This window comes from Streptococcus mitis, from assembly GCF_003942765.1.
In the GTDB taxonomy this organism is placed as follows: Bacteria; Bacillota; Bacilli; order Lactobacillales; family Streptococcaceae; genus Streptococcus; species Streptococcus mitis_BE.
This window is the reverse complement of record NZ_RJNW01000002.1, coordinates 55,286-69,531: the sequence shown is the minus strand read 5'-3', so window position 1 is coordinate 69,531 and position 14,246 is coordinate 55,286. Positions and strand designations below refer to the sequence as shown.

Annotated in this window: 14 protein-coding genes, 1 pseudogene and 1 riboswitch; of the genes and pseudogenes, 1 reads left to right on the top strand and 14 read right to left on the bottom strand. The window is 41.5% G+C overall.

Going from position 1 to position 14,246, the window contains the following annotated elements:
- Nucleotides 1–59: 59 nt before the first annotated feature.
- Nucleotides 60–752 (bottom strand): hypothetical protein, encoded by a 693-nt coding sequence (locus D8849_RS04145; RefSeq protein ID WP_125386290.1) that lies wholly within the window; start codon nt 750–752, stop codon nt 60–62.
- A gap of 286 nt (nt 753–1,038) precedes the next feature.
- Here D8849_RS04145 and D8849_RS04140 point away from each other — a divergent pair, with 286 nt between their 5' ends.
- On the top strand, nt 1,039–1,269 hold the full coding sequence (locus D8849_RS04140) for a hypothetical protein (RefSeq protein ID WP_125386289.1): 231 nt from the start codon (nt 1,039–1,041) through the stop codon (nt 1,267–1,269).
- A 71-nt stretch (nt 1,270–1,340) separates the two neighbouring features.
- Here the strand turns inward: D8849_RS04140 and D8849_RS04135 are convergent, their stop codons facing one another.
- The 13 genes and pseudogenes from D8849_RS04135 to D8849_RS10450 all read right to left on the bottom strand — a co-directional run bounded on the left by D8849_RS04135 (nt 1,341) and on the right by D8849_RS10450 (nt 13,780).
- The gene (locus D8849_RS04135; RefSeq protein ID WP_125386288.1) at nt 1,341–2,114 is read right to left on the bottom strand and encodes an NUDIX domain-containing protein; all 774 of its coding nucleotides are present in this window, start codon (nt 2,112–2,114) and stop codon (nt 1,341–1,343) included.
- 1 nt (nt 2,115) lies between these two features.
- Nucleotides 2,116–2,895, bottom strand: coding sequence for a nicotinamide riboside transporter PnuC (gene pnuC / locus D8849_RS04130; protein ID WP_125386287.1), 780 nt, complete (start codon nt 2,893–2,895; stop codon nt 2,116–2,118).
- A 9-nt stretch (nt 2,896–2,904) separates the two neighbouring features.
- Nucleotides 2,905–3,963 carry an AAA family ATPase gene (locus D8849_RS04125; RefSeq protein ID WP_125386286.1) on the bottom strand — a complete coding sequence of 353 codons (1,059 nt, stop codon included), beginning with the start codon at nt 3,961–3,963 and terminating at the stop codon, nt 2,905–2,907.
- Nucleotides 3,964–4,108: 145 nt separating this feature from the next.
- On the bottom strand, nt 4,109–6,541 hold the full coding sequence (locus D8849_RS04120; protein ID WP_125386285.1) for an ATP-dependent Clp protease ATP-binding subunit: 2,433 nt from the start codon (nt 6,539–6,541) through the stop codon (nt 4,109–4,111).
- Nucleotide 6,542: 1 nt separating this feature from the next.
- A complete protein-coding gene (locus D8849_RS04115; protein WP_001211279.1) occupies nt 6,543–7,001 on the bottom strand; it encodes a CtsR family transcriptional regulator in 459 nt (152 codons plus the stop codon).
- Between the two features lie 118 nt (nt 7,002–7,119).
- Nucleotides 7,120–7,848 carry an ABC transporter ATP-binding protein gene (locus D8849_RS04110; protein WP_125386284.1) on the bottom strand — a complete coding sequence of 243 codons (729 nt, stop codon included), beginning with the start codon at nt 7,846–7,848 and terminating at the stop codon, nt 7,120–7,122.
- Nucleotides 7,848–8,855 carry an ABC transporter substrate-binding protein gene (locus D8849_RS04105; protein ID WP_042751875.1) on the bottom strand — a complete coding sequence of 336 codons (1,008 nt, stop codon included), beginning with the start codon at nt 8,853–8,855 and terminating at the stop codon, nt 7,848–7,850. Before D8849_RS04105 ends, D8849_RS04110 begins: the two co-directional genes overlap by 1 nt.
- Nucleotides 8,856–8,893: 38 nt before the next feature.
- Nucleotides 8,894–9,652: an ABC transporter permease gene (locus tag D8849_RS04100; protein WP_185756208.1), complete on the bottom strand. Its 759-nt coding sequence runs from the start codon at nt 9,650–9,652 to the stop codon at nt 8,894–8,896.
- Complete coding sequence (locus tag D8849_RS04095) at nt 9,615–9,905, bottom strand: thiamine-binding protein (protein ID WP_061589694.1); 291 nt, start codon at nt 9,903–9,905, stop codon at nt 9,615–9,617. Before D8849_RS04095 ends, D8849_RS04100 begins: the two co-directional genes overlap by 38 nt.
- A 68-nt stretch (nt 9,906–9,973) precedes the next feature.
- Nucleotides 9,974–10,076: riboswitch (TPP riboswitch) on the bottom strand.
- A 101-nt stretch (nt 10,077–10,177) separates the two neighbouring features.
- Nucleotides 10,178–12,811: a DNA polymerase I gene (gene polA / locus D8849_RS04090; protein WP_125386283.1), complete on the bottom strand. Its 2,634-nt coding sequence runs from the start codon at nt 12,809–12,811 to the stop codon at nt 10,178–10,180.
- A 118-nt stretch (nt 12,812–12,929) separates the two neighbouring features.
- A pseudogene (locus tag D8849_RS10635) lies at nt 12,930–12,983 on the bottom strand (hypothetical protein); the annotation flags it as partial.
- 45 nt (nt 12,984–13,028) lie between these two features.
- A complete protein-coding gene (locus D8849_RS10630; RefSeq protein ID WP_260467571.1) occupies nt 13,029–13,253 on the bottom strand; it encodes an SIALI-17 repeat-containing surface protein in 225 nt (74 codons plus the stop codon).
- Nucleotides 13,254–13,426: 173 nt separating this feature from the next.
- Complete coding sequence (locus D8849_RS10450) at nt 13,427–13,780, bottom strand: hypothetical protein (RefSeq protein WP_185756207.1); 354 nt, start codon at nt 13,778–13,780, stop codon at nt 13,427–13,429.
- Nucleotides 13,781–14,246: the final 466 nt, after the last annotated feature.

The following is a 14,246-nucleotide window of genomic DNA, read 5'->3' as shown; positions in this document are numbered from 1 at the left end:
CAACTCTTATTGAGCTGACGGATTTTCTTTGATTGTAAAAATTTAAATACTGAGAGTTATTATTGACTCAAAGCAACACTGGAAACCTTACCATCCGCTCCTGTTGTAATTTGGATGATTTTTCCCCCACCAATTTTGGCATTATACTTACCATCGTCAAGGGTATATGAATAGCCTTTGATAGAGTAGTTTTCCTTCTTGCCATCAGCAGTTTCTACTGTAAATTGACCTCCTGAAGAAACAGTAATGGTTTCGCCATTAGCTCCCTTCCAATTGCCCGCTGCAGCTGAGAAATCACCATCAACCATGGTTAAGACACCCTTATAGCGTTTATTTTGCTCTGCTTGCTTATCTTGAAGTTTGCGGTCAGTTGTTGGATCATAACCTGACTGGTTAGACTGAGCTTGAGAACCTTGCTGAGTTGAAGGAGCCTTAGCAGGAGTTTGTTGACTAGCCGCCTGTTGATTAGACACTTCTTGACCTTGTCTTTGTTCTGGTGTCACTTGTGATGGCGTTGCAGTTGCTGAAGATTGATCAGTAGACGCCTTAGTCTTTTCAGATGAAGCTGAACTTGAGGACTTCTGAGTCTTGCTTTCTTTGTTAGAAGAAGTTGCTTTAGAACTTGATGACTGGCTTGTCTTAGCAGAACTGCTTGCTTGAGTTGTTTCCTTTTTATTTCCACAAGCTCCTAATAGCAAGGTAGAAGCCAATACAGTCGCTGCCATCAATTTGATATAGGTTTTCTTTTTCATTTTTCTACTCCTTTGTAACGCATTTGAAACATTAGGAAATATTTTTGTAATATAATTGTAACACTGAGTTTTAAATATGTCAATGATTTATTTAAACTATTTTAAAAATCTCACATCATTTAGATACATTTACTCCTCCTACTCTTCTATTCGTAGTCTAATAGCAAAAACAGAAAAAAATTCCTATTTTGAGTAATATTTTTAAATCACCCTTGTGTAATCGCTTGCATCTTTAAGTACAAAGGAATATAATAACATTGAAATAGAATATAGGAGGTGCATTCTTATGCTAAATAAGTATTACAAGTATCTTCCTTGGGTGATTTTGGGAGCAATTGGCTCTTATCAATCAGCCGCTTACTATGCGCGAACTGCATTTGATGTCTTCTATCTGACTACAATCTTTATGATTGTTTATATCGCTTTGTTATTTTTACATGAGAACTATCTCAAGTATCGATACAAAGATTTCTTTACTCACATGTTGAGTAATCCTAAGAAAGATAGCCATCCCTAAAACAGTCGCAACACAAAACCATCTCATGATGGTTCATAAAGAGGTCGGGAACTTTGTCCCGACCTCGCTTTTTATTTCAATCGATAAGTTTTTCTTGGTTTCTTTTTAGGGACTCGTTTGAGTCCGACTTCTTCTACATATTCGCCGTATTTTACGAGAAAGTTATTGCTGACGATTGGTCGACCTGGGTTGATGAGATTGACCAGTTCAGTCCCCTCGTAGACAGTGAACTCCTCCTCCAGCAGATAGAGGAAGGTCGGATTCCAGTCAAGTCGTCCTTGGATTCGTTTGATGGATTCTTGGATAATGGCATAATGGTCAAAGGCGAAAGCTTGCTCGTCCAGCTCCACTCCCTCTAGGTAGCATTTGCTTGTCTGAAAATCGACATCTACGAAAACGACATCCTTGGCATCGTCTCCTGCTTGAACCAGTTCTAATGCACGACTAGGTAAATAAACCAAGTGGGCAATGGTCACTGTCCAGCCCCGTGGGTCACGGCCGGGGGTCGATACGGTCATCAATTGCTCGATTTTTTCTAAAGGGAGTTCGAGGTTGACCTCTTCTTTCACCTCGCGCTGACAAGCATGTGCAGCATCTTCGCCCTTGTCCATAAATCCTCCAACCAGAGCCAAACAATTTTGATAAGGGTGAGCCTTGCGACGAATTAATAAGAGCTTGATCTTTCCTTCGACAAAGCAGTAGGCTACCATATCCACCGTCACACTTGGTTTTTCGTATTGAGGGAGTTCCTGCTTGTAGTACCAAGCCAAAAACTCCTCCTGGCTGGCATGAATTTCAAAATATTCTTTTTCCGTCATCCCTGCTGGAATCATCGTGTCCGTCATTTTACGCCTCCTTACGAACTGCCTTGGTCCATTGGTACCAACCTACTAGACTATTGAGTGTGTAAACCCAGTACATCCCTTGGATGTGTATATTTTCACCCCACCAGAGGTAAATACTAAAGAGATTGGTTGCAATCCAGAAAATCCATTGCTCACGGTAGAGACGTGTCATCAAGAGCTGACCGACACCATTGGTCGCATCGGTAACACTATCACGGAAAGGGCGAGCACTATGGATACTTTGATAAGCCAAGCCCATACCAATCCAGATGATAGCAGTCAAAGCCAAGTACTTGAGCCAATCAAAAACAGATAATTTCTTAGCTTCAAAGTGAGATTCTTCTGCTTTTCCTTGATCATTAATACGATTAGACAGCCAAGCATAGAGACCAATCGGCTGCATGATAAAGAAGTAAACAGTCGTCAAAACTTCACCATAAAAAGTCGCATTCATGGCCAAAACCAAATAGATAGCAGAGTTAATGGCCCCAAAGAGATAATTGCTTGCACGCCCTTCTGCTACCAAGATAACACAGACAATCCCAGTCCAAGATGCAAACAAGCTCATCCAGTCATGACTTTCTGTATTTTGCGTGAATTCCAAGATCAAGGGAACACTTGACAGGACGATGAGATACAACCACTGGAAGAGGCTACGGCCGACAAAGAGATCTTTCCAGAGCAGGTTCATGATTCCTGCAAAACCGATCTTGCGGGCTTCCGCATGGACATTTTTAAAGTTTTCGATAAATTGTGTGATTTTTTCAGTTAGTTTTTTCATATTTTTCTCCTAATCTGCTTGGTAAATGGCATCAATAGCCACTTTGGCTGCTTCATAATTGCCTAGGTAATCCTCAGCTAGATAAACTAGTGGAATGGTGGTTAAATATCGCTCTCTCATCTGGTCTAAATGCTGGGAAAAACTATGACGAATATGGTCTTCTGCCATGGTCATATCTCTAAACCCATCATTGACATAGGAGCCGATAGGTTGCACAAAGAGAATCAAGTCCCATTTTTCCTTAGCCAAGATCGAGACAAAGAGATTGTCAAAGGTTTCTCCTGATAAGTCCCCTTGGTCCTCAGTCTCCATGTAATAATCATAGTAGCCTTTGGTTACTAAAGAGTTTGTGTCAGCAATCACTAGGCCTCGATTGGCATTGCTATCGATTAACTTAGAGGTCTGGTCATACTGCCCCAACAGGAGATAATAGTAATCTTTTGGAGTCAATTCATCGTCGCGAACATTGTTTTTGATCTGGTACTCACGTGCGTATTCCAGACTGACGGGTGCATCGTAATACCTTGCCAAATCCTTGGCTAGAGTGGTCTTCCCATTGCTGGCACTTCCCATAATCAACACTTTCTTTGTAAACTGACGTCGGAAGGGTTGAGCAATATATTTCCAATATTTGCTTGGATTTTCTCGAATCATAGTCGCTGAGATACCAAACTTTCTTTCTTGCAAGACAGTCTCAAAGCCACGATTTGATAATTCTTGCTGGTAGTCTGCCTCTCCCACAAAGAAAATTAGTTCTTGCTGGGTTTCATCATAGGAAATCTCCAATAACATCTGGTCCAGCCACTCCTGCCAGCCCATAGGGTAACGGGGAAGATTGGTTTCATCTAATTTGCAGACAGAGGTCAACTCATCATCACCAAAGGCCTCTCGGATATAGCGGAATCTTTTTTGAAGCGTTAAGCCTACCTGCTCCCCTCTATCTCCCTCATAGCCTGAAACGACAACCCAGACCTGATCACACTGACGCTTCGCTCGCTGAATCAGATCGATATGTCCCTGATGGAGAGGGGCAAAGGTTCCAAATACCACTGCTGTTTTCTTTTTCATAAACGTTTTGCCTTTTTATAATTTTTGATATTTTTATTATCTATGTTTTTATTATATACTATATTTTTATTTTGTCAATGGTTTTTTATTATTTTTTATAAAAAAGTAGCAAAAAAGAATCAGGATCACTCCTGATTCTCCATTTTTAAGCAATATCAAATTTTAAATGACCAGCTTTGACACCAATCTTAAGTGTCTTACCTGCTACTAGTTCTCCCTTGAGAAGAAGTTCTGCCAACTTGTCTTCCACTTCTGTTTGCAGAGTTCTACGAAGTGGGCGAGCTCCCATCTCTGGATCATATCCTTGATTTGCCAACAATTTCAGTGCTGAAGTTTGTAATTTCAAGTCAATACCTTTTTCAGCCAAACTTGCCACTAAAGGTTTGACCATAATCTTCACCACTTCCTGCATATGGTCGCTAGACAGGCTATGGAAGACCACCTTTTCATCAATACGGTTGATGAATTCCGGTCTATAAGCCTTTTTCAACTCTTCAAACATGCGTTTTTCCATGTTTTCCTGGTCAAAACGAATATCCTTAGCCCCAAAACCAACCGTCTTATCATCACGAAGGGCTGTCGCACCAAGGTTCGATGTCATGATGATAATGGTATTTGAAAAATCGACCTTGCGTCCCTTACTATCTGTCAAGACACCGTCATCCAAGACCTGCAAGAGGACATTAAAGATGTCTGGGTGGGCCTTTTCTACTTCGTCAAAGAGGAGAACGGAATAGGGTTTGTTGCGAACCTTCTCGGTCAACTCCCCACCTTCTTCATAACCCACATAGCCCGGAGGAGCTCCATTGAGACGACTGGCTGCAAATTTCTCCATATACTCACTCATATCAAAGCGAATAAGAGCAGATTCATCATCAAAGAGGACTTCTGCCAAAGCCTTGGCCAATTCGGTCTTCCCGACACCTGTGGGTCCTAGGAACATAAAGGAACCAATCGGACGCTTATGACTGCGAATCCCTGACTGGTTGCGACGAATGGCACGGCTAATGCTTGAAACAGCTTGATCTTGACCGATGACACGTTTGTGCAGTTCAGCTTCCAAGTTTAAGTATTTCTTAGCATCAGTCTGAGTCAGTTTTTGAACGGGGATACCTGACAAGCGACTCAAGGTGGTCAAAATATCAGACTCTATCACCAAGTCTTTATAAACAGGCACTTCCTCTTCTTTAGCAATTAGTTGAGCAGCTTGTTTCCACTTACCATCCATCAGGGCCTTGTCAGCTGGACTTAAGCCAGAATCGTCTGCTTTTACATGCTTTGCCTTATTTTGCACTGTTGCTGCTGCTTCGTCCAAGAGATCGATAGCAGAGTCTGGCAAATGGCGACTAGTCAAGTAACGATGAGCCATCTTGACGGCTGTTTCAACTGCTTCATCTGTGATTTGCACACGGTGATGTTTCTCATAAGTCGCCTTCAAGCCTTGCAAAATGATCATGCTGGCTGCAACACTTGGCTCTTCAATCGTCACTTTGGCGAAACGACGAGAAAGGGCTGCGTCTTTTTCGATGTGTTTTTGGTACTCTTCCTGAGTGGTGGCACCAATCGTTCTCAAAGTTCCTCGCGCCAAGGCTGGCTTCAAGATATTGGCCGCATCCAGAGTTGAATCAATTCCACTACCAGAACCCATGATGGTATGGAGCTCATCGATAAAGAGGATGACTTGGCCATCTTCTTCAATATCCTTGATGATATTGTTCATGCGCTCTTCAAAGTCACCACGGAAACGTGTCCCTGCAACGACATTCATCAAATCAAGCTCTAACACGCGCATCTTAGCCATTTCCGCAGGCACATCCCCACTAGCAATACGCTGGGCAAGACCAAGCGCCAGAGCAGTTTTCCCGACACCCGCATCTCCAACCAAGACAGGATTATTCTTTGTCTTCCGACTCAAGATTTGAATCATACGCGATATTTCCTTGTCCCGACCGATGACTGGCTCTAATCTGCCAGAACGCGCTTGCTCCGTTAAATCATGCGTATAGTCCTCGAGACCACCGCTTGGAGTCTGGGGCATGCCCATCATATTGGCCATAGAATTTTGCTTATCAGCTACTGTACGATGGCGTTGGCGTAAAGCCTTGAGGTCTTCACGAGTCCAGCCTGCACGTTCTTCTAGATTTCGACGTAGGGCAGCAATCTTAACCTGATCTTTCTTGTCTTCATAAGAAAAACCAGCTCTCTCCAAGATACGAGTCGCCAAGGCATTGCCATCATGCAAAATCGCATAAAGGACGTGCTCCGTCCCTAGCACCTTAGCATGGACCACTGATGCCACATATTCTGCTTCATCAAAAAGGACCTGCAAACGATGAGAAAAAGGCAACTCCGTAAAGGTTTCATCCTGGCTATAGTCCGTTTCAGTCAGTTCCAAAGCGACTTCTTCTAAACGGTCCATCTCATATGGATAATCATTTAAAGTCGCCCCTGCCACACTATAACTGTGATTGGACATGGCAATCAACAAGTGCCAAGACTCTAGGTAACGAGCTCCAAAATGGCCAGCAACCATGTAGGCACTTTCGATACATTCATTCAATGCTTTTGAATAGTTCATCTTACTTCCCTTTTCTATCTACCTCTTGTATGACCTGTCTTAGCATGTTTGCACGAACAACTGGAGCTTCTTCTCCTAGAACGCGATCCAAAGCTACTGATACTAGCAAATTCATCTCCTGCTTGGTCATCAATTCCTGCTCAACCAAAAGCTGCAGAATATCCTCATAAATTTCTTGACTAACTCGCTCACCAATTGAGTAAAGTAGCTCCCTGAGCATTTCATGATGACTAGAAAACTCAATCCGTCCTATACGAATGTAGCCTCCACCACCACGCTTACTTTCAACCAAGTAACCTCTACTTTCCGTAAAGCGTGTCTTAATCACATAGTTGATCTGACTAGGAACAACCTGAAAAGTATCTGCTAACTGACTCCGTTGCAACTCCACAATTCCAGATTGATCTAAAATCGCCTTGATGTAGGCCTCAATATGATCCGATGTATTTTTAAATCTCATTACAAACCCACCTCTCTCTTTAAACCTTGACTATCTTTGACTATTATACCGAAATTTTCTCATTTTTAAAAGAAAAAGGGCGCTAGTAAAGGATAATCTTCACCAACTCCCTATTTTTCTACTTATCTAAGCCTAATTCTGCCAAGATTTGACGTTTGTAGGCAATCTTTTGGACTTCCTTGTCCTCATCTTCAGACCAATCTAGTTTAATTTCTGAAACAATCTGCCCAGGGCGATTTTTCAAGATATAGATGCGGTCGCTGAGACTGAGGGCCTCCTCGATACTATGCGTGATGATCAAGGTTGTTAGCTGCAACTGCTTGTGAATCTCAAGGTACCAAGCGTGTAGTTCCATCTTGGTCATCTCATCCAAGGCGCTAAAGGCTTCATCTAATAGAAAGAGCTTGTGTCCGAAAAGGTAAGTTCGAAGCAAGGCTACACGCTGACGCATCCCGCCACTGAGTTCATGAGGATACTTGTCCCGTACAGCTGTCAACTGGAAGGTCGCAAGAATTTCATCCGCTCGGGCAATAGCTTCTGCCTCATCCACCTTTTGAATCAAGAGGGGCAGAATAATATTGCCAAGCACCGTCTTGTGTTCCAAGAGCAGATCCTTTTGCAACATATAACTCACGCGCCCCTTAAGATTTTCTTCACCATCAAGGACAATTCTTCCCGACTGAACTTCTAAAATCCCAGCGATTAGGTTAAAGAGGGTGGTCTTTCCAACACCACTTGGACCTAAGATAGAAACCACTTCTCCTGAAGTCACCTGCAGGTCGATGTCCTCTAAAATCCTATCTTGTCCGTAGGCATAACTGACGTGTTCTAGTCTTATTTCTGTCATTATTTCACAAATTCGTTGGTGAAGCCTTTGTCTGTCAAGTCTTCTTTAAGGATACCATTTTCTTTATCCCATTTGTAGAAGGCATTCCAGCGAGCTGCGTCAAATTGTCCCCATTTTTCCTTGTCGCTTGCGTATTCTTTTGACAAGTATTTTTGAGATTCGATGACAAAGTCACGTTTTTCCTTGAGTTCAGGTGCATTTTTGATGAGGATATCAGCTGCTTCTTCTGGATGTTCCATGGCATATTGGTAACCTTTTTTGATAGCTTGGATGACTTTGCGAGCTTCTTCTTTGTTGTCTTTAAGGTAGTCGTTGTTTGCGATGATAACTGGTGAGTAATAGTCAAATTCTTTAACGTAGTCTTTCAAATACATAAAGTTAGCATCTACACCTTGAGATTTGGCAAGAATTCCATCCCATCCATAGTAGATCCAAGCAGTGTCAAATACTCCATTGGCAATCGGTGTGATTGAGTTTGAGTCGTTATTTGGTACTTTTTCAACCTTCTCAAAGTCTCCACCTTGAGATTCTACCAAGGTTTTCAACATAGCAAGTTCAGTTGGATCATTCCAAGTTCCGTATTTCTTACCAACCAAGTCTTTTGGACTAGCTACATTGTCAGATTTACGAGAGATGATTCCTGATGTATTGTGTTCAACAATAGCTGCAACGGCAGTAATTCCTGCTCCTTTTTCCAATTTTTTAGCCATATAGTCTTGGAAATAGACTGCAAATGGTGCCTTACCATTGATAACCAAGTCAGAAGAACTTTCTTCTGGTGGCAATTTCAAATCAACATCCACTCCAGCTTCCTTGAAGTAGCCTTTTTCCTTAGCAACATAAAGCCCTGTGTGGTTGGTATTTGGTGTCCAGTCTAGGATAAAGTCAATTTTCTTGAGTTCTGCCTCTTTGTTGTCCTTAGAAGCAGTTCCTTGACCACAGGCCACAAGTACGACAGCTACAAGAGCTGTTAAAACAGTTAAAAACACTTTCCATGTTTTCGTCATTTTCTTTCCTCTTTTCTTTTTCAGAAACATCCTTTTTCTTATGAACGTTTCCATTTAATAACATATTTTTCACTAATATCGACCAGCTTCATACCGAGAAGACTGATAATCGATACCAGAATAATAATAGCAAACATGGTATCATACTGAAACAGTTTTTTGGACTGAATCATATAAACACCAAGACCCTCAAAGCCTCCCAACCACTCAGATACCACTGTTGTGATAAAGGCGTAGGAGACACTGACCCTCAGACCTGCATAAAAGTAAGGCAGGCTGACTGGAATTTTAAAATGCCACAGGATTTGCCAAGGCTTGGCCCGCATCAGACTAAACAAGGTCAGCATATCCTTGTCACAATGCCTAAAACCATCTAATATGCTAACGATGATAGGAAAGGTTGTCGTTAGGATAATCAAGACAATCTTGGGTAAAATTCCATAACCTAGCCACAAAACTAAGATAGGAGCTATAGCAATGGTCGGGATAGTCTGAACAACCACCATCATAGGATAAATCAGGTCATTGAGCCAAGTCAAACTGTCCATAAGCACAGCCATGAGACAGGCAATTAAGACTCCCAAAATTAGACCTAGCAAAGCCACTCTCAATGTCGCCCAGCTATGGTGCCAGAGAAATTCTCTATCACGAACAAAAGACTGGAGGATTTCAAGAGGTGTCGGCAGAATAAACTTGGGGAGAAGTTTAAGAAAACCTGCTAACTGCCAGATTGACAAGACTCCCAGAAAACCCAATAGACTAATGTGTCGTCTCAGTATACTTTTCAAGCTTCTCATCAATACTTAAAATCTCTCCTACATTTATTTTGACGTTGGCAAAGACATTGTCTGCCTCCTGCCCTGCCACTGCTAGCGCTTCTTTGAGAATGCGCATGAGCTCATCAAACTCTCCTTCCAAGACCGTTTCAAATGGTGTCACCACCATGGTCACTTCTTGAGCTTGCAGATAAGCAATGACCTGATCGATAACAGCTATCCGATCAATCCCCTGTGATAGGGGTAAAACTTGCAAGGCAATGCTTGCTTTCATAACAACCTCCTCTTCTCATTTTCCTTTGACAAAAAGAAAAACCTTTACCATATATGGAAAAGGTGCAGAATAGATTAAGTAACGTTCCCTACGCTGGCATTACCCAGATCAGGTGCGGTCGAAGTTTAACACTTCCTCTCAGACTGTACACAGACTCCCATATATTATATGGACATATGATAGCGCAAAACAAAAAAAATGTCAAGGAAACTGCTTACAGAAAAACATGAAAAAGAGTTTGAAAACAAATGCTTCAAACTCTACATAACTTTTTATTTAGCCTCGTACCAGGTTACCCCTTCATTCTCATCTGCGATGAGGGGAACACTGAGTTGAATAGCTTCTTCCATGGTTTGTTTGACCAATTTTTTCATCTCTGCCAGCTCAGATTTAGGAACTTCAAGGACGATTTCATCGTGCACTTGTAACAGCATCTTAGTCTGATAAACACCTGCAACCAAGGCTTTATCTAGCTGAATCATGGCAATCTTGAGAATATCTGCCGCCGATCCTTGGATAGGAGAGTTGATAGCTGTCCGCTCTGCAAAACCACGAATGTTGAAGTTGCGCGAATTGATATCTGGCAACTCACGGCGACGCTTAAAGAGGGTCTCTACATAGCCCTTATCACGCGCCTCACGCACCACTTCATCCATGTAGTTTTTAATACCTGGGAAGCGTTCAAAGTAGGTATCAATATAGGCTTTGGCCTCCTTACGGCTAATACCCAAATTATTAGATAAGCCAAAGTCTGAAATCCCATAAACTACCCCAAAGTTAACAGCCTTGGCATTGCGACGGTCGTTTGGAGTCACATCCTCAGGGCGTTCAATTCCAAAGACCCGCATGGCTGTCGAAGTATGGATATCTGCCCCCTCTTGGAAAGCCTTAATCAAGTGCTCATCATTAGAAATATGCGCCAAAACACGCAATTCAATCTGCGAGTAGTCCGAACTGAGTAGTACACTATCCTCCCACTCTGGCACAAAAGCCTTACGAATAAGACGGCCTTGTTCCAATCGTACAGGAATATTTTGCAAGTTTGGATCCACACTAGACAGACGCCCAGTCTGGGTCAAATCCTGCACATAGCGCGTGTGAATCTTGCCATCAGCCAAAATCCAGTCCTGCAAGCCAATTACATAAGTAGATTGAATCTTAGCAATCTGACGATAGTCTAGGATTTTCTTAACAATCGGAGCAATAGGAGCCAGGCGCTCCAAGACATCCACCGCTGTCGAGTAACCTGTCTTGGTTTTCTTAGTGTATTCTAGAGGAAGTTCCAATTTTTCAAAGAGAAGCACGCCCAACTGCTTAGGCGAGTTGATATTAAACTCCTCACCAGCCAGTTCGTAAATCTCCTGAGTCAGTTTTTCAATGACAAGCTCATTTTCAGCCTGCATCTCAAGCAAGGTCTCTTTCTTGACCGTAATCCCAGCAATTTCCATCTTGGCAAGGACAAAGGCCAAAGGTTGCTCCATATCATAAAGAAGCTCTAATTGCCCATTTTCGCTGAGTTTTTCAAGTAAAACAGGCTCAGTCTCAACCAAAACTGCAAGCTTACGAGCTAAATGCTCCAATAATTTCTCACGTTCAGGAATGGCCTTCTTGACACCCTTACCATAGAAGGTCTCATCATCAACCAAGTAAGTCTGACCATAAAGACTAGCAATAGTCGCAATTTCATTGTCCTCCACAGTCGAAAGGAGGTATTTAGCCAAACGACTATCAAAAGCAGGCGCCTGTAAATCCACACCAAAACGATTCAAGAGAACTTTGGCCTTTTTAAAATCATAAACTCTCAGAGGTGTTTTTTCTAGAAAATCCTTGAAAATAGGCTCTTGCAAAAGGTTAAGCTTGTCCGTAGCATAGAGCTTATCTCCACAAGACCAGGCAAATCCAACCAAATCATCCGTATGGTAATTCTCACCAAAGAGCTCAAAGTGGAAGATAGACTCCTCACTCAGCATGTCTTGACTGATTTGGTCAACGATAGTAAAGTCCAAACCTTCAGTCATATCAGCTGACGACACATTTAAAGCCTGCTTGAGCTGTTTGAAGCCCATCTCATCGTAGAATTTCCCAAGATTTTCCACATCTGGACCACTATAGACCAAATCCTCCAAACCAATCTCAATTGGTGCCTTGGTATCAATGGTCGCTAGTGTTTTTGACAAAAAGGCCTGTTCCTTATCATTGATGAGATTTTCCTTCATCTTAGAAGCCTTCATCCCATCAATATTTTCATAAATCCCCTCAAGAGAACCATGCTCCAGCAAGAGCTTGATACCAGTCTTTTCACCGATTTTAGTCACCCCAGGGATATTATCCGACTTATCACCCATGAGCGCCTTGAGATCGATAAACTGCGTCGGTGTAATGCCCATCTTTTCCATAAGATATTCTGGCGTAAAGGCCTCAAACTCAGCCACACCTTTCTTAGAAATCTCAACCACCGTATGCTCATCTGTCAGCTGAATCAAGTCCTTGTCCCCACTGACAATGGTAATATCAAAACCATCTTGCTCAGCTAATTTATCTAGTGTCCCAATAATGTCATCCGCCTCATACTGAGCCAATTCATAGTGACGAATCCCCATATGATCCAACAACTCACGAATGAAAGGAAATTGCTCACGAAACTCATCAGGAGTCTTAGCCCGACCACCCTTATAGTCCGCATACATCTCTGTACGGAAGGTCGTCTTTCCTGCATCAAAAGCCACCAAAATATGACTTGGCTCCACCCGTTCCAACAAATGGCTCAACATCAACTGAAAGCCATAAATCGCATTGGTATGCAAACCAGCCGCATTCTTAAAACGGTCCAACTGCTGATAGAGCGCAAAAAACGCCCGAAAAGCAACAGAAGACCCATCAATCAATAATAATTTTTTCTTATCCATACACCCATTATAAAGGAAAGCACCAAAAAATACCATTGGGAAGAGTTCCCTGAGAGAAACTAAGATAATAGTAAAAAGAGAAGGAAGTTACTCCCTCTCTTTCAAACTACGAAATGAATTAGTTTTTACGTTTCACAAATGGAAGGGCACCAAGGAACAATCCAAGAAATCCTAATGATGCAACTGCAGCATTATCTTTACCACCAGTATTTGGAAGTTATTTTTTATCTTCTGCTTTTGCTGCTGGTGCTTGATAAGTATTATCCTTGTTAGTACCTGCTGTTGTAAGAGTATATTGTGTAACTTCGTTAATTGCTGCTTCTACACTATTAACGCCTCCTGTATATTCTGGAGCATCGGCTACAGTAGGAGGTGTTGTATCATTTACCCCACCATTGAAATCAGATTCATTATCTCCAGAAGGAGAATCACTAGGATTCACACCACCATTAAATTCTGGAGCGTTAGGAGCAGTTGGTACTTCATCTGCTTCCTTAGCAGGTTCAGTAGGTGTTGCATCATCACTTACTCCACCACTGAAGTCTTTCAGTTCTTCATCCTTAGGAACTTCTTTTAATTTTTCGATGTAACCTAAAGTTGCGTTGTAATCGTCAGTTAGTATATCGATTGCTTACGCTCTTGTAATGATTCATTAACTTCGTCAAATTTAGCTTGAGCTTCATCAACAGAAGCTTTAGCAGAAGCGACAGAACCTTCTAGTTTAGTTACAGCATCTTGTAATTTATCGATAACATCTTGATCAGCTTTATTCGTTTTAGCTGTTTCAAGAGCAACTTTAGCTTTTTCTAAGGTTTCTTTTTGTTTATCTAAGGCAGCATTTTTCTCTTCTACTACCTTAGCTTTTTCAGCATCGGCTTTTAATTTCTCAGCATCATCCGTCAAGTTTTCAATTGTTTCAGTTAAATCTTCTTTAGCTTTTCCGACTTCAGTTTTTGGAGTTTTAACCACAGGTCAGGTGTGGATCCAGTTTCTCCGGATGTGCTAGTAGATGTAGTGCATCAGCTTTTACAACCGACGGTTGAGACACAGCAAAAACCGCACCTAAAACCGTAACACTAGCTAAGCTAGTCAAGATCATTTTTTTATCCATTTTTAAAACGCCCCTTTGTGGAATTATATTTCTCTCTATTATAACTTTTAATATAGATCAACAAAAACAATATATTAAGTTGTTTAAAAAAATATATTTATATCGACTAGAAAAGAATAATGTCAATATAAACATATTTTTAACTTTCTAATATTACTACGGAAACCTAGATAAGCAATAAATTCTTTATTAAAGAATTTATCTCATGAAAATAGTTCGGATCAAACAAGCTACAATAAAAAAATATATAAGAACGCTTCAAGTAAATATTTAAAATAGTGCTAATTACTTTTGAATATAGTTAAAAATGATAATGAATCAAGT